The following is a 24,088-nucleotide window of genomic DNA, read 5'->3' as shown; positions in this document are numbered from 1 at the left end:
CAGGGCCGTGTCGCGTCCAGAGTGCGGAGTCAATTCGATGAGCAGCAGCGGTGATCTGTCGAAGCGAATCGCGAACCTGTCTCCGGAAAAGCGCGCGGAGCTGCTGAAGAAGATGGCCGCGCAGAAGCAGGTCCCGGGCGCGGCGAACCGGGCTGGCTTCCCGCTGAGAGACCGCTCGCGGCCGGCGGAGCTGTCCTTCGCGCAGCAGCGGCTGTGGTTCATGGATCAGCTGGCCCCGGGCAGCCCGCTCTACAACGTGCCCGTGGCGGTGCGGCTGGAGGGCGCGCTGGACGTGGCGGTGCTGGAGCGCTCGCTGCGGGAGGTGGTGCGCCGCCACGAATCGCTGCGCACGACCTTCCAGGGCGGCGAAGGCGGGCCGGTGCAGCACTTCGCGGACGCGCCCGTGCTGGAACTGGAGCGCACGGACGTGAGCGCGCTCGCGGCGGAAGGCCGGGAGGCGGAGGCCTGGCGCCGGGTGAAGGAAGGGGCGCTGCGCCCCTTCGACCTCGCCACGGGCCCGCTGATGCGCGCGCTGCTGGTGAAGCTGGCGGACGCGGATCACCTGCTCCTGGTGGCGATGCACCACATCGTCTCCGACGGCTGGTCGCTGGGAGTTCTCGTTCGCGAGGTGGCGGTGCTCTACGCCACGTTCCTGCAGGGCCAGCCGTCGCCGCTGCCGGAGTTGGCCGTGCAGTACGCGGACTACGCGGCGTGGCAGCGGGACACGTTGCAGGGCGCGGCGCTGGAGAAGCAGCTGGCGTACTGGCGCGAGCAGCTCTCGGGCGCTCCGCCCGCGCTGGAGCTGACGACGGACAAGCCCCGGCCCGCGGCGCGCGGCTTCCGGGGCGCGCGCACGCCCATCCAGTGGTCGCGTGAGCTGACGGACGCGCTCCGGGCGCTGGCGCAGCAGGAGGGCGCGACGCTGTTCATGGTGTTGCTGGCCGGCTGGCAGTCGCTGCTGTCGCGCTACTCCGGGCAGGACGACGTGAGCGTGGGTTCTCCGATGGCGGGCCGGACCCGCTCGGAGCTTGAAGGCCTCATCGGCATGTTCGTCAACACGCTGGTGCTGCGCGCGCGCTTCACGCCGGAGCTGTCCTTCCGGGGGCTGCTGCGCCAGGTGCGCGAGACGATGGTGGGCGCGACGGACCACCAGGACCTGCCCTTCGAGCGGCTGGTGGAGGCGCTCCAGCCGGACCGCGACTCGGGGCGCACGCCGTTCTTCCAGGTGATGTTCGCGCTGCAGAACGCGCCGCGCGGCCCGGTCGCCGTGCAGGGCCTGAAGCTGAACGCGATGGAGGTGGACACCCAGACCGCCAAGTTCGACCTGCTCCTCCAGCTCACGGAGGCGGACGGCAGCCTGAGCGGCTACGTGGAGTACGACACCGACCTCTTCCACGCTGGCACCGTCGCGCGGATGGTGGAGCACCTGCGCGGCCTGCTGGAGGCCGCCGTGGCGCACCCCGGCAGTCCCGTGGCCCGGCTGCCCATGCTGGGGGCCGCCGAGCAGCGGCTGCTGTCCGAGGACTGGAACCGGACGCAGGCGGCGTATCCGAGGGAGCAGCCGGTACACGCGCTCTTCGCGGCGCAGGCGCGGAAGACGCCAGACCGGGTGGCGGTCGTGCAGGGCGCGGATGGCCGGACGCTGACGTACGGCGAGCTGGACGCGAAGGCGAACCAGCTGGCGCACCACCTGCGGGAGCTGGGCGTGAAGCGCGGCACGCGGGTGGGCGTGTACGTGGAGCGCTCGCTGGAGATGGTGGCGGGGCTGCTGGCCATCCTGAAGGCCGGAGCTGCGTACGTGCCGGTGGACCGCAACTACCCGGCGGAGCGCATCGCGCTGCTGCTGGAGGACGCGGGCGTTGAAGTCACGCTGACGCAGCAGTCGCTGCTGGAGAAGCTGCCGGCCGGCGCGGGGACACCGCTCTGCGTGGACACGGCGTGGGAATGCCTCTCCCGCCATCCGGAGACGGCGCCGGACGTGGCGATCGGGGGCTTGGACCTCGCGTACGTCATCTTCACGTCGGGAAGCACGGGCCGCCCGAAGGGCGTGTGCATTCCACACCAGGGCATCACCCGGCTCGTGGTGGGCACCGACTTCATGCGCTTCGGACCGGATGCGGTCTGGTCGCAGACGGGGCCGGTGGCCTTCGATGCCTCGACGCTGGAACTCTGGGGCGCGCTGCTGCACGGGGCGAAGCTGGTGCTGGCGCCGCCGCACGCCCTGACGCTGGAGGAGCTGGGCGGGCTCGTGAAGAAGGAGCGCGTCAGCGTGCTGTGGCTGACGACGGCACTGTACGAGCAGATGGCGCTGCACCAGGGCGATGCGCTCGCGGGCGTGGCGCAGGTGCTGACGGGCGGCGACGTGATGCCGGCGCAGCGCGCACGTGAGCACCTGCAGCGGCTGCCGGAAGGCGCGGTGCTGGTGAACGCGTACGGCCCGACGGAGAACACCACCTTCTCCACCACGTACACGATGACGGGGCGGACGACGCTCGAGGCCGCCGCGCCCATTGGCAAGCCGATCGGGAACTCGACGGCGTACGTGCTGGACGCGTACGGGGCCTCCGCGGGCGTGGGCGTGCCCGGTGAGCTGTACGTGGGCGGCGAGGGCCTCGCATGGGGCTACCTCCACCGCGCGGACCTCACGGCGGAGCGCTTCGTGCCCAACGCCTTCAGCACGGAGCCCGGCGCGAGGCTGTACCGCACGGGCGACAAGGCACGGTGGAAGGAAGACGGCACGCTGGAGTTCCTGGGCCGCACCGACTTCCAGGTGAAGGTGCGTGGCTTCCGCATCGAGCTGGGGGAAATCGAAGCGGCCCTCATCCAGCACCCGGACGTGGCGGAGGCCGCGGTGGTGGTGCGCGGCCTGGGCGGGGACAAGCACTTGGTGGGGTATGGCGTCCCGAGGCCGGGCCGGACGCTCGACGTGGCGGAGCTCCGGGGACACCTGCGGCAGCGGTTGCCGGAGTACATGGTGCCCGCCATCCTGATGGTGCTGGAGGCGTTGCCGCTCAGCGCCAACGGGAAGGTGGACCGCAAGGCGCTGCCGGAGCCAGAGGCTCCGCGCTCGGAGCGGGTCCACGAGGCGCCCCGCACGGAGACGGAAGCGAAGCTGGCGGACATCTGGGCGCAGGTGCTGCGCGTGCCCCAGGTGGGCGTGAAGGACAACTTCTTCGAGCTGGGCGGTCACTCGCTGCTGGCGACGCAGGTGGCCTCGCGGATCCGTGCTGTCTTCGGCGTGGAGCTGCCCCTGCGGGAGCTGTTCGAATCCGCCACCCTGGAGGCCCTGGCGCTGCGCCTGGAGCGCGCCACACGCTCCGTTGCCCCGCCGCTGGTGTCCGTCTCGCGCGAGCAGCCCCTGCCGCTGTCGTTCGCGCAGCAGCGCCTGTGGTTCATTGATCAGCTGGAGCCGGGCAGCCCGCTCTACAACGTTCCGCTGGCGGTCCGGCTGGAGGGGCGGTTGGACGTCGCGGTGCTCCAGCGGGCGCTCGATGAGCTGGTGCGCCGCCACGAGGCGCTGCGCACGACGTTCACCGCGCACGAAGGCACCCCGGTGCAGGTGGTGAATCCGCCGTCGGCGATGTCGCTGGAGGTGGAGGACCTGCGAGGCCTTGAAGCGGGCCAGCGAGAGGACGAAGCCCGTCGCCGCGTGATGGCGCAGGGGCAGCGGCCCTTTGACCTGTTGCGCGGGCCGCTGGTCCGCGCGCAGCTGGTGCGGCTGGACGCGCAGGACCACCTGCTCGCGCTCACGATGCACCACGCCATCTCGGATGGCTGGTCGTTGGGCGTGCTCGTGCGGGAGATGGGCGCGCTGTATTCGGCGTTCGTGCAGGGGCAGCCTTCCGCCCTGCCGGAGCTGCCCTTGCAGTACGCGGATTACGCGGCCTGGCAGCGCGGCTGGCTTCAGGGGGACGCGCTCGAGCGCGAGGTTGCCTTCTGGAAGGGCCGGCTCGAAGGCGCGCCCTCCGCCCTGGATCTGCCCACGGACCGTCCGCGTCCAGCGGTGCGGAGCAACGCGGGCGCGATGCACTTCTTCCAGTGGTCCCCCTCGATGACGCAGCGTCTGCGCGCGCTGGCGCAGCGCGAGGGTGCATCGCTGTACATGGTGCTGCTGGCCGGGTGGCAGACGCTGCTGTCGCGCTACAGCGGCCAGCAGGACATCAGCGTGGGCTCGCCCATCGCGGGCCGGACGCGGGCGGAGCTGGAAGGGCTCATCGGCTTCTTCGTCAACACGCTGGTGCTGCGCGCCCGGGTGAGCGGAGAGACGTCCTTCCGTGAGCTGCTGAAGCAGGTCCGAGGCACGGTGCTGGAGTCCTACGAGCACCAGGACGTTCCCTTCGAAAAGCTGGTGGAGGCGCTCCAGCCGGATCGCAGCCTGAGCCACACGCCGCTGTTCCAGACGCTGCTGGCGCTCCAGAACGTGCCCCAGGGCGACCTGGGGTTGCCGGGCATGACGCTCAAGCCGGTGATGATGGAAAGCCGCACCGCGAAGTTCGACCTGAGCGTCTTCTTCGTGGAGGAGGGCGAAGGGCTGAGGGGAACGCTCGAGTACAGCACCGAGCTGTTCGACGCCACGACCGTGCGCCGGATGGTGGAGCACCTGCGAGTCCTCCTGGATGCGGCACTCTCGCGTCCGGAGCAGGCCGTGTCCCGGCTGCCGATGGTGGACGAGGAGGAGCGGCAGTTGCTCCTCGACAGTGGCAACCGCACGGTGGCGGAGGCCACGAACATTACGCCGGTGCACCTGCTCTTCGCGGAGCAGGCCCGGAAGACGCCGGGCGCGGTGGCGCTCAAGGCGCAGGACGGGCGGACGCTGACGTACGGCGAGCTGGACACGAAAGCGAACCAGCTGGCACACCACCTGCGAGGCCAGGGTGTGAAGCGCGGCACTCGGGTGGGCGTGTACGTCGAACGCTCGCTGGAGATGGTGGCGGGCCTCCTGGCCATCCTGAAGGCCGGCGGCGCGTACGTGCCGGTGGACCGCAACTACCCGGCGGAGCGCATCGCGCTGCTGCTGGAGGACGCGGGCGTTGAAGTGACGCTGACGCAGCAGTCGCTGGTGGAGAAGCTGCCCAGGAGCGCGGGCCGGGCGCTGACGCTCGACACGGCATGGAGCGAAGCCAACCGCCAGCCACAGACGGCGCCTGACGGAGAAGTGAGCGCGGAAGACCTGGCGTACGTGATGTTCACGTCAGGAAGCACGGGCCGTCCGAAGGGCGTGAGCGTGCCGCATCGGGGCATCACCCGACTGGTGGTGGGCAATGGCTTCCTGCGCTTCGGGCCGGAAGAGGTCTGGCTGCAACTGGCGCCGGTGGCCTTTGACGCCTCGACGCTGGAAATCTGGGGCGCGCTGCTGCACGGAGCGAGGCTGGTGCTGGCGCCGCCGCACGCGCTGACGCTGGAGGAGCTGGGCTCACTGCTGAAGCAGGAGCACATCAGCACGTTGTGGCTGACGGCGGCGCTGTACGAGCAGATGGCGCTGCACCAGGTGGAGGCGCTCGCGAGCGTGTCGCAAGTGCTGGCGGGCGGCGACGTGCTGCCGGCCCCGCGCGTGCGCGAACACCTGAAGCACCTGCCGGAAGGCGCGGTGCTGGTGAACGGCTACGGCCCGACGGAGAACACGACCTTCTCCACCACGTACACGCTGACGCGTGACTCATCGCTCGCGGCGTCGGTGCCCATCGGCAAGCCGATCGGGAACTCGACGGCGTACGTGCTGGATGCGCGTGGGGACCTGGCCGGAGTGGGGGTGCCGGGAGAGTTGTACGTGGGAGGCGAAGGCCTCGCATGGGGCTACCTCAACCGCGCGGACCTGACGGCGGAGCGCTTCGTGCCGAACGCCTTCAGCACGAAGCCGGGAGCACGGTTGTACCGGACGGGAGACAAGGCCCGCTGGAAGGAAGACGGCACGCTGGAGTTCCTGGGCCGCACCGACTTCCAGGTGAAGGTGCGAGGCTTCCGCATCGAACTCGGAGAAGTGGAAGCAGCGCTCTTGAAGCAGGAGGGCGTCGCGGAAGCCGCGGTGGTGGTGCGGGAGGTGGGCGGCGACAAGCGGCTCATCGCCTGGCTCGTGGCGAAGCCGGGGCAGAACATCGACCCGAAGGCGGTGGAGCTGGAGCTGCGGCAGCGGCTGCCCGAGTACATGGTGCCGTCGTCCATGGGCGTGCTGGACGTGCTGCCGCTCACGGCCAACGGCAAGGTGGACCGCAAGGCCCTCGCGGCGCTGGACGCGCACGAGGCAGGCACTGCTTATGAGCCACCCCGCACGGAGGCGGAGCAGAAGCTGGCGGCCATCTGGGCGGAGGTCCTGCGGGTGCCCAGGGTGGGCGTGAAGGACAACTTCTTCTCGCTCGGTGGTCACTCACTGCTGGCGACGCAGGTGGTGTCGCGGATCCGCGCGGAGCTGGGAGTGGAACTCTCGCTGAGGGTCCTCTTCGAGGCGCCCGTCCTGGAGGTCCTGGCCGAGCGGCTGGGAACGGCGACGCGTCCACTGCCCGCGGCGCTGGAGTCCATCGCAAGGGATGAGGCGCCGCCGCTGTCGTTCGCGCAGCAACGCCTGTGGTTCATCGACCAGCTGGATCCGGGCAGCGCGCTCTACAACGTCCCGGTGGCGGTCCGGCTGCAAGGCGCCTTGCAGCGGGGCGCGCTGGTGCGAGCCCTGAACGAAGTGGTCCGCCGTCACGCATCCCTGCGCACGACGTTCGAGCAGCACGAAGGTCAGGCCGTGCAGCGCATCCATCCGCATGCGCGCCTGCCGTTGGCGGACGTCGACCTGGAGGGGGTCACCCGCGAGCAGTGGGAGGAAGAGGTCCGGCGCAGGCTCGGGTTGGAGCTGGCGGAGCCCTTCGACCTGAACAAGGGACCGCTCATCCGGGCCAGCCTGTTGCGGCTGGAGAACACCGAGCACGTGCTGCTCATCACGATGCACCACATCGTGTCGGACGGCTGGTCTCTGGGCGTGTTGATCCGCGAGGTGGGAGCGCTGTACGCGGCCTTCACGGAAGGGCGTCCGTCGCCGTTGCCAGAGCTGCCCCTGCAGTACGCGGGGTACGCGGCGTGGCAGCGAGGCTGGTTGCAGGGAGAGACGCTCCAGAAGGAAGTGGACTTCTGGCGAGGGAAGCTCGCGGGAGCGCCGCCGGTGCTGGAGCTGCCGACGGACCGTCCGCGCCCGGCGGTGCGAGGCAACGCCGGAGCCGTGCATTCCTTCCTGCTGCCGTCGTCGCTGGCCCAGGCGCTGCGGGAGCTGGCGCACCGCGAGGGTGCATCGCTGTACATGGTGCTGCTGGCCGGGTGGCAGGCGCTGCTGTCGCGCTACTCGGGGCAGACGGACATCAGCGTGGGCTCGCCCATCGCGGGGCGCACACGCGCGGAGCTGGAAGGGCTCATCGGCTTCTTCGTCAACACGCTGGTGCTGCGTGCGCAGGTGGACGGGGAGGCATCCTTCCGTGAGCTGCTGAAGCAGGTCCGGGGCACGGTGCTGGAGGCCTACGAGCACCAGGAGGTCCCGTTCGAGAAGCTGGTGGAAGCGCTGCACCCGGAACGCAGCCTGAGCCACGCGCCGCTCTTCCAGACGCTGTTGGCGTTGCAGAACATGCCTGAAGGAGAGGCGCGGCTCCCCGGCCTGACGATGAAGCCGCTGGAGCTGGAGATCCGCACGTCGAAGTTCGACGTGAGCGTCTTCTTCACGGAGACGCCGCAGGGCTTGAGTGGAGCAGTGGAGTACAGCACCGACCTGTTCGATGCGACGACGGTGCGCCGGATGGCGGAGCACCTGAGGGTGCTGCTGGAAGGCGTGGTGGCGAAGCCGGAGGCGGCCGTGGGTCGTCTGCCGCTGCTCACGCCCGCGGAGCGCCAGCAGGTGCTGGTGACGTGGAACCAGACGACCACCGAATCTCTCGGCGAAGGACCGGTGCACGCCCGCTTCGAGGAGCAGGCCCGGAAGACGCCACAGGCAGTGGCGCTGACGCTCGCGGAAGAAGGCTCCACGCTGACGTACGGCGAGCTGGACGCGAAGGCGAACCAGTTGGCGCACCACCTGCGGGGCCTGGGCGTGAAGCGCGGCACGCGGGTGGGCGTGTTCGTGGAGCGTTCGTTCGAGATGGTGGTGGGACTGCTCGCCATCCTGAAGGCTGGAGGCGCATACGTCCCGGTGGACCGCAACTACCCGGCGGAGCGCATCGCGCTGCTGCTGGGGGACGCGGGCGTCGCAGTGACGCTGACGCAGCAGTCGCTCGTGGAGAAGCTGCCGACGAGTGCGGGCGCCCTGCTGACGCTGGACACGGTGTGGAGCGAAGTCGCGCGCCAGCCGCGAACGCCGGCGCAGGTGGAGGTCGGCGCCGAAGACCTGGCGTACGTGATGTTCACGTCGGGCAGCACGGGCCGTCCGAAGGGCGTGAGCGTGCCGCACCGGGGCATCACGCGGCTGGTCGTGGGCAACGCCTTCCTGCGCTTCGGGCCGGAAGAGGTCTGGCTGCAACTGGCGCCGGTGGCCTTCGATGCCTCGACGCTGGAAATCTGGGGTGCGCTGCTGCACGGAGCGAAGCTGGTCCTGGCCCCGCCGCACGCGTTGACGTTGGAGGAACTGGGCGCGCTGCTGAAGCAGGAGCGCATCAGCGCGCTGTGGCTGACGGCGGCGCTGTACGAGCAGATGGCGCTGCACCAGGTGGAGGCGCTCGCGAGCGTGTCGCAGGTGCTGGCGGGCGGCGATGTGTTGCCGGCCCCGCGCGTGCGCGAGCACCTGAGGCTGCTGCCGGACGGCGCCGTGCTGGTGAACGGCTACGGCCCGACCGAGAACACGACGTTCTCCACGACATACACGCTAACGCGTGACACGACCCTGACGGCTTCGGTGCCCATCGGCAAGCCGATTGGAAACTCGACGGCGTACGTGCTGGACGCGCACGGAGACGTGGCGGGCGTGGGCGTACCGGGTGAATTGTACGTGGGAGGCGAAGGCCTCGCATGGGGCTACCTCAACCGCGCGGACCTCACCGCGGAGCGCTTCGTCCCGAATGCCTTCAGCACGAAGCCCGGCGCGCGGCTGTACCGCACTGGGGACAAGGCGCGGTGGAAGGAAGACGGCACCCTGGAGTTCCTGGGGCGCACCGACTTCCAGGTGAAGGTGCGCGGCTTCCGGATCGAGCTGGGAGAAGTGGAAGCGGCGCTGCTGCGTCAGCAGGCCGTGGCGGAAGCCTCGGTGGTGGTGCGCGAAGTCGGTGGGGACAAGCGGCTCGTCGCGTACCTCGTGGCGAAGCCGGGTCAGAACATCGACCCGAAGGCGGTGGAGACGGAGCTGCGGCAGCGGCTGCCGGAGTACATGGTGCCGTCAGCCATGGGCGTGCTGGACGCGCTGCCGCTCACGGCCAACGGCAAGGTGGACCGCAAGGCCCTGCCTGAGCTCGATACGGCCCGCTCGGAGCGTGAGTACGAAGCGCCCCGCACGGAGGCGGAAGCGAAGCTGGCGGCCATCTGGGCGGAGGTCCTGCGCATCCCCAGGGTGGGGGTGAAGGACCACTTCTTCGAGCTGGGCGGTCACTCGCTGCTGGCCACGCAGGTGGTGTCACGGGTCCGTGCGGAGCTGGGCGTGGAACTCGCGCTCCGCGTCCTCTTCGAGGCGCCCGTGCTGGAGGTCCTGGCCGAACGGCTGGGAACGGCCGCGCGTCCGCTGCCCGCGGCGCTGAAGCCCATCGCGAGTGGTGGGCTGGCCCCCTTGTCCTTCGCGCAGCAGCGCCTGTGGTTCATCGACCAGTTGGAGCCGAGCAGCGCGCTCTACAACGTCCCCGTCGCGGTGCGCCTGGACGGCGAACTGGACGTGGGTGCCCTGGAAGAGGCCCTGCGTGAAGTCGTGCGCCGTCATGAGTCCCTGCGCACGACGTTCGAACTGCACGAAGGGCAGCCCGTGCAGCGCATCCAGTCCGATGCACGCCTCGCGATGGCGGAGGTCGACCTGAGGGCGCTCGACGTCGAGCAGCGGGAGCAGGAGGTCCGGCGCCGGCTCGGGTTGGAGCTGGCGGAGCCCTTCGACCTGAACAGGGGGCCGCTCATCCGGGCCAGCCTGTTGCGGCTGGAAGACACCGAGCACGTGCTGCTCATCACGATGCATCACATCGTATCGGACGGCTGGTCGCTGGGCGTGTTGATCCGCGAGGTGGGGGCGCTGTACGCGGCCTTCACGCAAGGTCGTCCGTCGCCGCTGCCGGAGCTGCCCTTGCAGTACGCGGGGTACGCCGCGTGGCAGCGAGGCTGGTTGCAGGGAGAGACACTCCAGAAGGAGGTGGACTTCTGGAGGGGCAAGCTCGCGGGAGCGCCGCCGGTGCTGGAGCTGCCGACGGACCGTCCGCGCCCGGCAGTGCGAGGCAACGCCGGAGCGGTGCACACCTTCGTCCTGCCGTCATCGCTGGAGCAGCAGTTGAAGGCGCTGGCTCGGGATGAAGGTGCGTCGCTGTACATGGTGCTGCTGTCCGGATGGCAGGCGCTGCTATCGCGCTACTCGGGGCAGACGGACATCAGCGTGGGCTCGCCCATCGCGGGGCGCACGCGGGCGGAGCTGGAAGGGCTCATCGGCTTCTTCGTCAACACGCTGGTGCTGCGTGCCCAGGTGGACGGGGAGCTGTCCTTCCGTGAGCTGCTGAAGCAGGTGCGGGGCACGGTGCTGGAGGCCTACGAGCACCAGGAGGTCCCGTTCGAGAAGCTGGTGGAGGCGCTGCAACCGGAGCGCAGCCTGAGCCACACGCCGCTCTTCCAGACGATGCTGGCGTTGCAGAACACGCCCGAGGGAGAGGCACGGCTCCCCGGTCTGACGATGAAGCCGTTGGACCTGGAGATCCGCACGTCGAAGTTCGACGTGAGCGTCTACTTCACGGAGACGCCGCAAGGCTTGAGTGGCGCGGTGGAGTACAGCACCGACCTGTTCGATGCCACGACCGTGCGCCGGATGGTGGAGCACCTGCGCGTCCTGCTGGAAGGCGTCGTGGCCAGGCCGGAGGAAGCAGTGGGTCGGCTGCCCATGCTGACGCCCGCGGAGCGCCAGCAGGTGCTGGTGACGTGGAATCAGTTGCAAGCGGAGTACGAACGCGACGCGACGATTCCGCAACTCTTCGAGGCGCAGGCGAAGCGCACGCCCGAAGCCGTGGCGGTGGTGAGCGGCAAGCAGCGCCTCACGTACCGGGAGGTAGAGGCAAAGGCGAATCAGCTGGCGCACCGGCTGCGCAAGCTGGGCGTGGGCCCGGAGTCACGCGTGGGCCTGTGCGTGGAGCGCACGGCGGACGTGGTGGTGGGAACGTTGGGCATCCTGAAGGCCGGTGGCGCGTACGTGCCGCTCGACCCGAGCTACCCGAAAGAGCGTCTGGGCTGGCTGCTGGAGGACGCACAGGGCCCGGCACTGGTGGCGCACTCACACCTCCTGGAGTCGCTGCCCGCGTTCACCGCGCAGGCGGTATGCCTGGACACGGACGCGACGCTGGCCAAGGAGCCGAAGGAGGCGCCAGAAGCAGGGCTGCGCCCGGAGAACGTGGCGTACCTCATCTACACGTCAGGAAGCACCGGCCGCCCGAAGGGCGTGGCGGTGACGCACCGGAACGCAGCGGCGTTCCTCGCGTGGGCGACGGAGACGTTCACGGAGGAGGAGACGAAGGCCGTGCTCGCGGCGACGAGCCTGAACTTCGACCTCTCCGTCTTCGAACTCTTCGCGCCGCTGGTGCGAGGCGGCAGCGTGGTGGTGGTGCGCAATGCCTTGCACATCGCGGAGGAGAAGCCCGAGGCGGAAATCACGCTCATCAACACCGTGCCCTCCGCGATGGCGCAACTGGTGCGGCTGAACGCCGTGCCGCCGTCGGTGCGCGTGGTGAACCTCGCGGGCGAAGCGCTGCCGGAGACGCTGGCGAAGGCCGTGTACGCGGTGCCGACGGTGAAGAAGCTCTACAACCTGTACGGCCCCTCGGAGGACACGACGTACTCGACGTGGTCGCTGGTGGGACGGGAGGAAGTCCCGAACATTGGCCGGCCTCTCACCAACACGCGGGCGTACGTCCTGGACCGCTACCTCCAGCCGGTGCCGGTGGGCGTGGCCGGAGAGTTGTTCCTGGCGGGAGAAGGCCAGGCACGCGGCTACCTGCTGAGGCCGGAGCTGACGGCGGAGAAGTTCCTGCCAGAAGTCTACGGGCCGGCCGGCAGCCGCATGTACCGCACAGGAGACCGGGTGAGGTACCGGGCGGACGGCGTGCTGGAGTACCTGGGTCGAGTGGACTTCCAGGTGAAGGTGCGCGGCTTCCGCATCGAGCTGGGAGAAGTGGAGTCCGCGCTGCGCCAGCAGGAGGCGGTGAAGGAAGCCGTCGTGGTGGCGAAGGGGGAGGGTGCGGAGAAGCGGCTCGTGGCGTACGTGGCGCCGAAGGCAGGCGCGACGCTGGAGGCAGAGGCGCTGAAGGCCAGCCTGCGCCAGCGGTTGCCGGAGTACATGGTGCCCGGGGCGGTGGTGGTGCTGGAGGCGCTGCCGCTCAACTCCAACGGCAAGGTGGACCGCAAGGCCCTGCCGGAGCCAGAGGCCTCCAAGGCCGGAAGCACGTACGAAGCCCCGAGGACGGAGACGGAAGCGAAGCTGGCGGCCATCTGGGCGGAGGTGCTGCGAGTGCCCCAGGTGGGCGTGAAGGACGACTTCTTCGCGCTGGGCGGGCACTCGCTGCTGGCGACGCAGGTGGTGTCGCGGGTGCGTACGGAGACGGGCGCGGAGTTGCCGCTGCGTGCGCTGTTCGAAGCGCGCACGGTGGAATTGCTTGCCCGCCAGATGGAGAAGGCCGCGTTCTCGAGCATGACGGCGCTGAGACGGAGGCAGGGGAATGCCGCCCGGCCTCTCTCGTTCGCGCAGCAGCGGCTGTGGTTCATCGACCAGCTGGAGCCGGGCACGGCGCTCTACAACATGCCCGTGGCGGTGCGGCTGGAGGGAACGCTCCGTCACGACGTCCTGGAACGGGCGTTGCGTGAAGTGGTGCGGCGCCATGAGACGCTGCGGACGACGTTCGCGGAACAGGACGGTCAGCCCATCCAGGTCATCCACCCGGACATGGCCCTGCACCTGGAGCGGGTGGAGTCGTCCGTGGGGGATGCGCCGCAACGGGAGGAACAGGCCCGGCAGCGGATCGAGCAGGAGATGTTGAAGCCGTTCGACCTGTCGCGCGGTCCGCTCCTCCGGGCACTGCTGCTGAAGGTGGGGGACTCGGAGCACGTTCTGGTCGTCACGATGCATCACATCGTGTCGGACGGCTGGTCGTTGGGCGTGTTCGTGCGTGAAGTGGGCGCGCTGTACGCGGCCTTCGCGGAAGGGCGACCGTCGCCGCTGCCGGAGCTGCCCGTGCAGTACGCGGACTACGCGGCCTGGCAGCGCGACGGACTGCAGGGGGCGACGCTCCAGCGGGAGGTGGACTACTGGAAGCGGAAGCTCACTGGCGCGCCGCCGGTACTGGAGCTGCCGACGGATCATCCGCGCCCGCCGGTGCGTGGCAGCGCCGGCGCGACGCTGAACTTCCTCTGGCCCCGACCGTTGATCCAGGCGCTGCGAGAGCTGGGCAAGCGTCAGGGCGCGTCGCTGTACATGGTTCTGCTGGCCGGGTGGCAGGTGCTGCTGTCGCGCTACTCGGGACAGGAGGACATCAGCGTCGGTTCGCCCATCGCGGGGCGCACGCGCGCGGAGGTGGAAGGGCTCATCGGCTTCTTCGTCAACACCCTGGTGCTGCGCGCTCAGGTGTCGGGCGGTGCTTCCTTCGGTGCGCTCCTGAACCAGGTCCGGGAGACGGTCCTGGAGGCGCAGGAGCATCAGCAGATTCCGTTCGAGAAGCTGGTGGAGGCACTCCAGCCCGAGCGTGACCGGCGTCACACGCCCTTGTTCCAGGTGTTTCTGGCACTCCAGAACCTGCCTGAGAGCGAGACGCGACTGCCGGGATTGACGCTCAAGCCCGTGGCCTACGAAGGCCGGACGTCCAAGTTCGACCTGAGTCTCTTCTTCATGGAGACGCCGGACGGACTGACCGGTGCGGTGGAGTACAGCACCGACCTGTTCGAAGCCGAGACGGTGCGCCGGATGGCGGAGCACCTGCGCATGCTGCTGGAAGGCGTGGTGGCGAAGCCGGAGGAAGCGGTAGGCCGGCTGCCACTGTTGACGGAAGCAGAGCGCCAGCAGGTGCTGGTGACGTGGAACCAGTCGCAAGCGGAGTACGAACGCGACGCGACGATTCCGCAACTCTTCGAGGCGCAGGCGAAGCGCACGCCCGAAGCCGTGGCGGTGGTGAGCGGCAAGCAGCGGCTGACGTACCGGGAGGTGGAGGCAAAGGCGAACCAGCTGGCGCACCGGCTGCGCAAGCTGGGAGTGGGCCCGGAGTCACGCGTGGGCCTGTGCGTGGAGCGCACGGCGGACGTGGTGGTGGGGACGCTGGGCATCCTGAAGGCCGGCGGCGCGTACGTGCCGCTGGACCCGAGCTACCCGAAGGAGCGGCTGGGCTGGCTGCTGGAAGACGCACAGGGGCCGGCACTGGTGGCGCACTCGCACCTCTTGGAGTCGCTGCCCTCGTTCACCGCGCAGGCGGTGTGCCTGGACCGTGAAGAAGACTGGGCGGAGGAGTCCTGCTGCCCGCCGACGTCGGACGTGCGCCCGGAGAACGTGGCGTACCTCATCTACACGTCGGGAAGCACCGGCCGCCCGAAGGGCGTGGCGGTGACGCACCGGAACGCAGCGGCGTTCCTCGCGTGGGCGACGGAGACGTTCACGGAGGAGGAGACGAAGGCCGTGCTCGCGGCGACGAGCCTGAACTTCGACCTCTCCGTCTTCGAACTCTTCGCCCCGTTGGTGCGAGGCGGCAGCGTGGTGGTGGTGCGCAATGCGCTGCACCTGCTGGAGGAGAAGCCCGACGCAGAGGTGACACTCATCAACACCGTGCCCTCCGCGATGGCGCAACTGGTGCGCTTGGGGGCAGTGCCGCCGTCCGTCCAAGTCATCAACCTGGCAGGCGAAGCGCTGCCGGAGACGCTTGCGAAGGCTGTGTACGCGGTGCCGACGGTGAAGAAGCTCTACAACCTGTACGGCCCCTCGGAGGACACGACGTACTCGACGTGGTCGCTGGTGGGGCGCGCGGAGGTTCCGAACATCGGTCGGCCTCTCACCAACACGCGGGCGTACGTGCTGGACCGCTACCTCCAGCCGGTGCCGGTAGGCGTGGCGGGAGAGCTATTCCTGGCCGGAGAAGGCCAGGCACGCGGCTACCTGCTGAGGCCGGAGCTGACGGCGGAGAAGTTCCTGCCAGAAGTCCATGGCCCTGAAGGCAGCCGGATGTACCGCACGGGAGACCGGGTGCGGTACCGGGCGGACGGCGTGCTGGAGTACCTGGGGCGCGTGGACTTCCAGGTGAAGGTGCGCGGCTTCCGCATCGAGCTGGGCGAAGTCGAAGCAGCCCTGCGCCAGCAGGAGGCGGTGAAGGAAGCCGTCGTGGTGGCGAAGGGGGAGGGCGCGGAGAAGCGGCTCGTCGCGTACGTGGCGCCGAAGGCAGGCGCGACGCTGGAAGCGGAGTCACTGAAGACGAGCCTGCGTCAGCGGTTGCCGGAGTACATGGTGCCTGGGGCTGTGGTGGTGCTGGAGGCGCTGCCGCTCAACTCCAACGGCAAGGTGGACCGCAAGGCCCTGCCGGAGCCGGAGGCACCCGTTTCCACCCGCACGTACGTGGCACCCCGCACGGAAGCGGAAGCAATGTTGGCGGCGATCTGGTCACAGGTGCTGCGGGTGCCCCAGGTGGGCGTGAAGGACGACTTCTTCGCGCTGGGCGGGCACTCACTGCTGGTGACGCAGGTGGTGTCACGGATCCGCGCGGAGACGGGCGCCGAGCTGCCGCTGCGCGCGCTGTTCGAGGCTCCCACCCTGGAGGCCCTGGCCCAGCGGATGGAGAAAGCGAACCGTGCCCAGGGCTCCCTCCTGGGCGACACGCTCATGGGCACGCTGCCGCCGCTGTCCTTCGCGCAGCAGCGCTTGTGGTTCATCGACCAGCTGGAGCCCGGGACGGCGCTCTACAACCTGCCCGTGGCGGTGCGGCTGGAGGGCGCGCTGGAGGTCGCGGCCCTGGAGCGGGCCCTGAATGAAGTCGTCCGCCGGCATGACTCGCTGCGGACCACCTTCGAGGAGCGCGGCGGTCACGCCATCCAGGTCATCCATCCCACCCTGGCGCTGGAGCTGGGCCGGGTGGACCTGCGCTCCGTCGATGCCGCCCACCGCGAGGCGGAGGCCCACCGGCAGGTGGAGCAGGAGATGCTCCGTTCGTTCGACCTGGGACGCGGGCCGTTGATCCGCGCCCGGCTGTTCACGCTCGGGGAGCGCGAGCACGTCCTCGTGGTGACGATGCACCACATCGTGTCGGACGGCTGGTCGCTGAGCGTGTTGATCCGCGAAGTGGGCGCGCTGTACGCGGCCTTCTCCCTGGGGCAGCCGTCCCCCCTGCCCGAGCTGCCCGTGCAGTACGCGCGCTACGCGGCCTGGCAGCGCAACCGGCTCCAGGGCGACGTCCTGGCGCGACAGGTGGACTACTGGAAGCAGAAGCTCGCCGGCGCGCCGCCGGTGCTGGATCTGCCCACGGACCGTCCGCGTCCTCCCGAACGGAGCATCGCGGGGGCAACGCACGCGTTCACCCTGTCCCAGCCACTGGCCGCAGGCCTGGGGGCCCTGGCCCAGCGTGAGGGCGCGTCGCTGTACATGGTGCTGCTCGCCGGATGGCAGGTGCTGATGGCGCGCTACTCCGGGCAGACGGACATCAGCGTGGGCTCGCCCATCGCGGGCCGCACACGCGCGGAGCTGGAAGGGCTCATCGGCTTCTTCGTCAACACCCTGGTGCTGCGCGCGAACGTGGAGGGCCACCTGTCCTTCCGCGAGCTGCTCGCCCAGGTGCGCGAGACGGTGCTGGACGCGTACGAGCACCAGGAGGTGCCGTTCGAGAAGCTGGTGGAAGCGCTGCAGCCGGAGCGCAGCCTCAGCCACACGCCGCTCTTCCAGACGATGCTGGCCCTGCAGAACGTGCCCATGGGCGAGCTGCGCCTGCCGGACCTGGCCCTCACGCCGGTGGACGCGGAGAGCCCCATCGCGAAGTTCGACCTGAGCGTGACGCTCATGGAGCAGCCGCGCGGGCTCACGGGCGTCCTGGAGTACAGCACGGAGCTGTTCGACGCGGGCACCGTCCAGCGGATGGTCACGCATTGGATCACGCTCCTCGAAGGCGCGGTGGCGCGCCCGGACACGCGCGTGTCCCGCCTGCCCCTGCTGACCGCCGCCGAGCGCCGCGAGATGCTGGTGGATTGGAACGCCACGCGGGCGCCGTTCCCGGAAGCGTGCGTGCATTCGCTCTTCGAGGCGCAGGTGCGCCATGCACCCGAGGCGCTGGCCGCGGCGTTCGAGGGGACGCAGTTGACGTACGCGCAACTGGACGCGCGCGCCAATCAGCTCGCCCATGCCCTGCGCCGTCGCGGCGTTGGGCCCGAAGTCCGCGTCGCCCTCAGCGTCGAGCGGTCGCTCGATATCGTCATCGGCCTGCTCGGCATCCTGAAGGCCGGTGGCGCCTGGGTGCCGGTGGATCCGCTGCTGCCGCGTGAACGACTGGCCTTCATGCTGGAGGACAGCGCCGCCCAGGTGCTCGTCACCCAGCAGGGGCTGGTGGCCCGCTTCCCGGAGGCGCTGCATGCCCGAGCGCTCTGCCTGGACGCTGAGCGCGGCGCTCTTGCCGCCGAGCCGACGGCTGCGCCCATGACGGGCGTGACGCCGGCGAACATGGCGTACCTGCTCTACACCTCGGGCAGCACGGGCACGCCGAAGGGCACGGCGGTGGAACACCGCGGCGTCGCCAACCTCGTCACCCACGAGGCGGTGGCGTACGGCATCGGCCCTGGCAGCCGCGTGCTCCAGTTCGCGAGCCTCAGCTTCGACCTGTCGGTGGAGGAGATCTTCACCACGCTCTGCAACGGCGCCACGCTGGTGCTCGCGCCGCTGGAGAAGCTGATGCCGGGCGCGCCGCTGCCCGTGCTGCTGCGTGAGCAGGAGCTGAGCGTCGTCAGCCTCACCCCCGCGGCGCTGGCGGCCACGTCCTCCGAGGACCTGCCCCAGGTGCGCACCGTCATCTCCGGCGGTGAGGCCCTGCCCGCGGAGGTCGTCGCGCGCTGGGCTCCGGGGCGAAGGTTGCTCAATACCTACGGCCCGACGGAAGCCACCGTCATCGCCACGCTGGGCGAGGTGGTGGCGGATGGAAACGTGCCAGCCATTGGCAAGCCGCTGGCGAACGTGCGCGTCTATGTGCTCGACCCGCAGGGGCAGCCGGTGCCCGTGGGTGTGCGCGGCGAGCTGCACATCGGTGGCGTGGGCCTGGCGCGTGGGTACGCGGGACGTCCCGCACTCACCGCGGAGCGCTTCGTGCCGGACGCCTTCTCGGGTCAAGAGGGCGCCCGTCTCTACCGTACGGGCGACGTCGTTCGCTGGCGTGCGGACGGCCAGCTGGACTTCGTCGGACGCACCGACGCACAGGTGAAGGTGCGCGGCTTCCGCATCGAGCTGGGCGAGGTGGAAACCGCGCTGGCGCAGCATCCGGGCGTGAGCGAGGCCGTGGTGCTGGTGCGGGGCAACGGTGCCGACAAGCGGCTCGTGGGCTACGTCGTGGCGAAGCAGGGCCACGCGCTGGCGGTGGACACGCTGCGCGCGGGCCTGCGGCAGCGGCTGCCGGAGTACATGGTCCCCTCGGCGCTGATGGTGCTGGACGCCCTTCCGCTCAACGCGAACGGCAAGGTGGACCGCAGGGCGCTGCCGGAGCCGGAGGCCGCCCGCCTGGGCGACGCCTACGTGGCCCCGCGCACCGTGCCGGAGGCGAAGGTCGCGACCGTCTGGGCGGAGGTGCTGCGCCTGGAGCGCGTGGGCGTGCAGGACAACTTCTTCGCGCTGGGAGGCCACTCGCTGCTGGCGACGCAGGTGGTGTCGCGCATCCGCACGGCGCTGGGCGTGGAGATGCCGTTGCGCCTGCTGTTCGAGGCGCCCACGGTGGAAGCGCTGGCGGCGCGGCTCGCCCAGCTGGGACGCTCCGGTGTGCCCATGCTGAGCGCCGGGGCGCGTCCCGCGTCGCTGCCATTGTCGTTCGCTCAGCAGCGGCTGTGGTTCATCGATCAGCTGGAGCCGGGCAGTCCCCTCTACAACGTGCCGACGGTGGTGCGGTTGGAGGGCGAGCTGGACGCCGCGGCGCTGGAGCAGGCGCTGCACGGCGTTGTCCGCCGCCATGAGGCCCTGCGCACGACGTTCGAAGAAGAGGCGGGTCAGCCGGTCCAGCGCATCCACGCGTCCGTGGACGTGCCGCTGCGCCTCGTGGACCTGGGGACGTCTGGAGAGGCGACGGAGGAGGAGGCCCGGCGCCGGGTGATGGGGGAGATGGCCCGGCCCTTCGACCTGATGCGGGGCCCGCTCCTGCGCGCGCTGCTGGTGCGCCTGGACGCGCGCGACCACGTGCTCGTCGTCACGATGCACCACTCCGTCTCCGACGGATGGTCCGTGGGCGTGCTGCTCCGGGAGCTCGTGACGCTGTACACCGCGTTGTCACGAGGGCTGGCGGCGAGCCTGCCTCCGCTGCCGGTGCAGTACGCGGACTACGCGGCCTGGCAGCGGGACTGGTTGCGGGATGAGACGCTCCAGCGCGAAGTGGACTACTGGAAGCAGTCGCTGACGGGGGCGCCGCCGGTGCTGGAGCTGCCCACGGACCGTCCGCGTCCGGCGGTGCGCACCAACGCCGGCACGACGCTGGGCTTCATGCTGTCCCCGGAGCTGTCGCGCGGACTGAGCGCGCTCGCCCAGAAGGAGGGCGCGTCGCTGTTCATGGTGTTGCTGGCGGGCTGGCAGGTGCTGCTGTCGCGTTATTCGGGGCAGACGGACATCAGCGTGGGAACGCCCATCGCGGGCCGCACGCGCGCGGAGGTGGAGGGGCTCATCGGCTTCTTCGTCAACACGCTGGTGCTGCGTGCCCAGGTGGACGGGGACCAGTCCTTCCGGGCGTTGCTCTCGCAGGTGAGGGAGACGGTGCTGGGCGCGTACGAGCACCAGGACGTGCCCTTCGAGAAGCTGGTGGAGGCGCTCCATCCGGAGCGCAGCCTGAGCCACACGCCGCTGTTCCAGTCGCTGATGTCGCTCCAGAACGTGCCGATCGATGAGGCCCAGCTCCCGGGGTTGGTGCTCAAGCCCCTGGCCTTGGAGGGCCGCACGTCGAAGTTCGACGTGAGCCTCTTCTTCACGGAGACGCCGCAGGGCTTGAGCGGGTCGGTGGAGTACAGCACCGACCTGTTCGAAGCGGCGACGGTGCGCCGGATGGTGGAGCACCTGCGCGTCCTGCTGGAAGGCATGGTGGCGAAGCCGGAGGAAGCGGTGGGCCGGCTGCCCATGCTCACCTCCGCGGAGCGCCAGCAGGTGCTGGTGACGTGGAATCAGTCGCAGGCGGAGTACGCGCGCGACGCGACGATTCCGCAACTCTTCGAGGCGCAAGCGAAGCGCACGCCCGAAGCCGTGGCGGTAGTGAGCGGCAAGCAGCGCCTCACGTACCGGGAGGTGGAGGCAAAGGCGAACCAGCTGGCGCACCGGCTGCGCAAGCTGGGAGTGGGCCCGGAGTCGCGAGTCGGCCTGTGCGTGGAGCGCACGGCGGACGTGGTGGTGGGGACACTGGGCATCTTGAAGGCCGGAGGCGCGTACGTGCCGCTGGACCCGAGCTACCCGAAGGAGCGGCTGGGCTGGCTACTGGAGGACGCGCAAGGCCCGGCGCTGGTGGCGCACTCGCACCTGTTGGAGTCGCTGCCCGCCTTCAGTGCGCAGGCCGTCTGCCTGGACCGTGAGGAAGACTGGGCGGAGGAGTCCTGCTGCCCGCCGACGTCGGACGTGCGCCCGGAGAACGTGGCGTACCTCATCTACACGTCAGGAAGCACCGGCCGCCCGAAGGGCGTGGCGGTGACGCACCGGAATGCGGCGGCCTTCCTCGCGTGGGCCACGGAAACCTTCACGGAGGAGGAGACGAAGGCCGTGCTCGCGGCGACGAGCCTGAACTTCGACCTCTCCGTCTTCGAACTCTTCGCACCGCTGGTGCGAGGCGGCAGCGTGGTGGTGGTGCGCAATGCCTTGCACCTGGCAGAGGAGAAGCCCGACGCAGAGGTAACACTCATCAACACGGTACCCTCCGCGATGGCACAACTGGTGCGGCTGAACGCCGTGCCGCCGTCGGTGAGCGTGGTGAATCTCGCGGGCGAAGCGCTGCCGGAGACGCTGTCAAAGGCCGTGTACGCGGTGCCGACGGTGAAGAAGCTCTACAACCTGTACGGCCCGTCGGAAGACACGACGTACTCGACGTGGTCGCTGGTGGGACGGGAGGAGGTCCCGAACATCGGCCGGCCTCTCACCAACACGCGGGCGTACGTGCTGGACCGCTACCTCCAGCCGGTGCCGGTGGGCGTGGCCGGAGAGCTGTTCCTGGCCGGAGAAGGCCAGGCACGCGGCTACCTGCTGAGGCCGGAGCTGACGGCGGAGAAGTTCCTGCCGGAGGTGTACGGCCCCGAAGGCAGCCGCATGTACCGCACGGGAGACCGGGTGAGGTACCGGGCGGACGGAGTGCTGGAGTACCTGGGGCGAGTGGACTTCCAGGTGAAGGTGCGCGGCTTCCGCATCGAGTTGGGAGAAGTGGAGTCCGCGCTGCGCCAGCAGGAGGCGGTGAAGGAAGCCGTCGTGGTGGCGAAGGGGGAGGGCGCGGAGAAGCGCCTCGTGGCGTACGTGGCGCCGAAGGCAGGCAAGACGCTGGAGGCAGAGGCGCTGAAGGCCAGCCTGCGTCAGCGGCTGCCTGAGTACATGGTGCCGGGCGCGGTGGTGGTGCTGGAGGCCCTGCCGCTCAACTCCAACGGCAAGGTGGACCGCAAGGCGCTACCGGAGCCGGAGGCCCCCAAGGCTGGAAGTACGTACGAAGCGCCGCGCACGGAGACAGAAGCGAAGCTCGCGGCCATCTGGGCGGAGGTGCTGCGAGTGCCCCAGGTGGGTGTGAAGGACGACTTCTTCGCGCTAGGTGGCCACTCACTGCTCGCGACCCAGGTGGTGTCACGAGTGCGCGCGGAGACGGGCGCGGAGCTTCCGCTGCGCGCGCTGTTCGAAGCGCCCACGGTGGAGTCGCTGGCTCGTCGGCTGGAGAAGGCCGGACGCGCGAAGGCACCGGCCCTCGTGCCCGTGTCGCGGGAAACTTCGCTGCCGTTGTCGTTCGCGCAGCAGCGGTTGTGGTTCCTCGATCAGCTGGAGCCGGGCACGGCGCTCTACAACGTGCCGGTGGCGATGCGGCTGGAAGGCGACCTGGACGTGGGAGCCCTGGAGCGGGCCCTGCGTGAGGTCGTGCACCGCCACGAGGCCCTGCGCACGACGTTCGTCGCGGGCAACCCCGAGCCGGAGCAACGGACCACGTCCGACAGCGGCTTCAAGCTGGCGATGGACGACTTGACGTCGAACGCCCCCGCGCTCCAGCGGCGCGTGGAGCAGGAAGTGCTGCGGCCCTTCGAGCTGGCACACGGCCCGCTCATCCGGGCGCTGCTGCTGAAGCTGGCCGAGCGGGAGCACGTGTTCGTCGTCACGATGCATCACATCGTGTCGGACGGGTGGTCGCTCGGCGTGCTGATCCGCGAGGTCAGTACGCTCTACGCGGCCTTCGTTCAGGGCCTGCCCTCTCCGCTGCCGGAGCTGCCGTTGCAGTACGCGGACTACGCGGCGTGGCAGCGCGGCTGGTTGCAGGGCGCGACGCTCCAGCGGGAAGTGGACTACTGGAAGCAGCGGCTTGCCGGCGCGCCGCCGGTGCTGGAGCTGCCCACGGATCGTCCGCGTCCCGCGGTGCGAGGCAACGCGGGGGCGACCCAGGCCTTCCTCTGGCCGCAATCGCTGGCCCAGGGCCTGCGAGGCCTCGCGCAGCGCGAAGGCGCCTCGCTGTACATGGTGCTGCTGGCGGGATGGCAGGTGCTGCTGTCGCGCTACAGCGGCCAGCAGGACATCAGCGTGGGCTCACCCATCGCGGGCCGCACGCGCGCGGAGGTAGAGGGGCTCATCGGCTTCTTCGTCAACACGCTGGTGTTGCGGACGGACCTGTCTGGAGACCCCAGCTTCCGGGGCCTGCTCCACCAGGTGCGCGAGACGGTCCTGGAGGCGCAAGAGCACCAGGACGTGCCCTTCGAGAAGTTGGTGGAGGCGCTCCAGCCCGAGCGCAGCCGCAGCCACACGCCGCTCTTCCAGACGCTGCTGGCACTCCAGAACGTACCCGTGGGTGAAGCCCGGCTGCCCGGAATGGCGCTCAAGCCCGTGGAGCTCTCAGGCGGGACGTCGAAGTTCGACGTGAGCCTCTTCTTCACGGAGACGCCGGACGGACTGACGGGTGCGGTGGAGTACAGCACCGACCTGTTCGAAGCCGAGACGATGCGTCGGATGGTGGAGCACCTGCGCGTCCTGCTGGAAGGCGTGGTGGCCAGGCCGGAGGAAGCAGTGGGTCGGCTGCCGATGCTCACGTCCGCGGAGCGCCAGCAGGTGCTGGTGACGTGGAATCAGTCGCAGGCGGAGTACGAGCGCGACGCGACGATTCCTCGGCTCTTCGAGGCACAGGCGAAGCGCACGCCCGAAGCCGTGGCGGTGGTGAGCGGCAAGCAGCGGTTGACGTACCGGGAGGTGGAGGCGAGGGCGAACCAGCTGGCACACCGGCTGCGCAAGCTGGGAGTGGGCCCGGAGTCGAGAGTCGGCCTGTGCGTGGAGCGCACGGCGGACGTAGTGGTGGGAACACTGGGCATCCTCAAGGCCGGCGGCGCATACGTGCCGCTGGACCCGAGCTACCCGAAGGAGCGGCTGGGCTGGCTGCTGGAGGATGCACAGGGTCCGGCACTGGTGGCGCACTCACACCTCCTGGAGTCGCTGCCCGCCTTCACCGCGCAGGCCGTGTGCCTGGACCGTGAGGAGGAATGGGCGGAGGAGTCCTGCTGCCCGCCGACGTCGGACGTGCGCCCGGAGAACGTGGCGTACCTCATCTACACGTCGGGAAGCACCGGCCGCCCGAAGGGC

At 70.0% G+C, this 24,088-nt stretch carries 1 protein-coding gene; it reads left to right on the top strand.

What is annotated here, in order from left to right; genetic code table 11:
* Positions 1-37: 37 nt before the first annotated feature.
* On the top strand, positions 38-24,088 hold a 24,051-nt coding region (locus D7W79_RS00380), incomplete at its 3' end, for a non-ribosomal peptide synthetase (protein ID WP_120523321.1).

Origin of the sequence: Corallococcus exercitus (genome assembly GCF_003611585.1) — a bacterium.
Classification (GTDB): domain Bacteria; phylum Myxococcota; class Myxococcia; order Myxococcales; family Myxococcaceae; genus Corallococcus; species Corallococcus exercitus.
The sequence above is the reverse complement of the archived record's forward strand: the minus strand, read 5'-3'. Positions and strand labels throughout refer to the sequence as shown.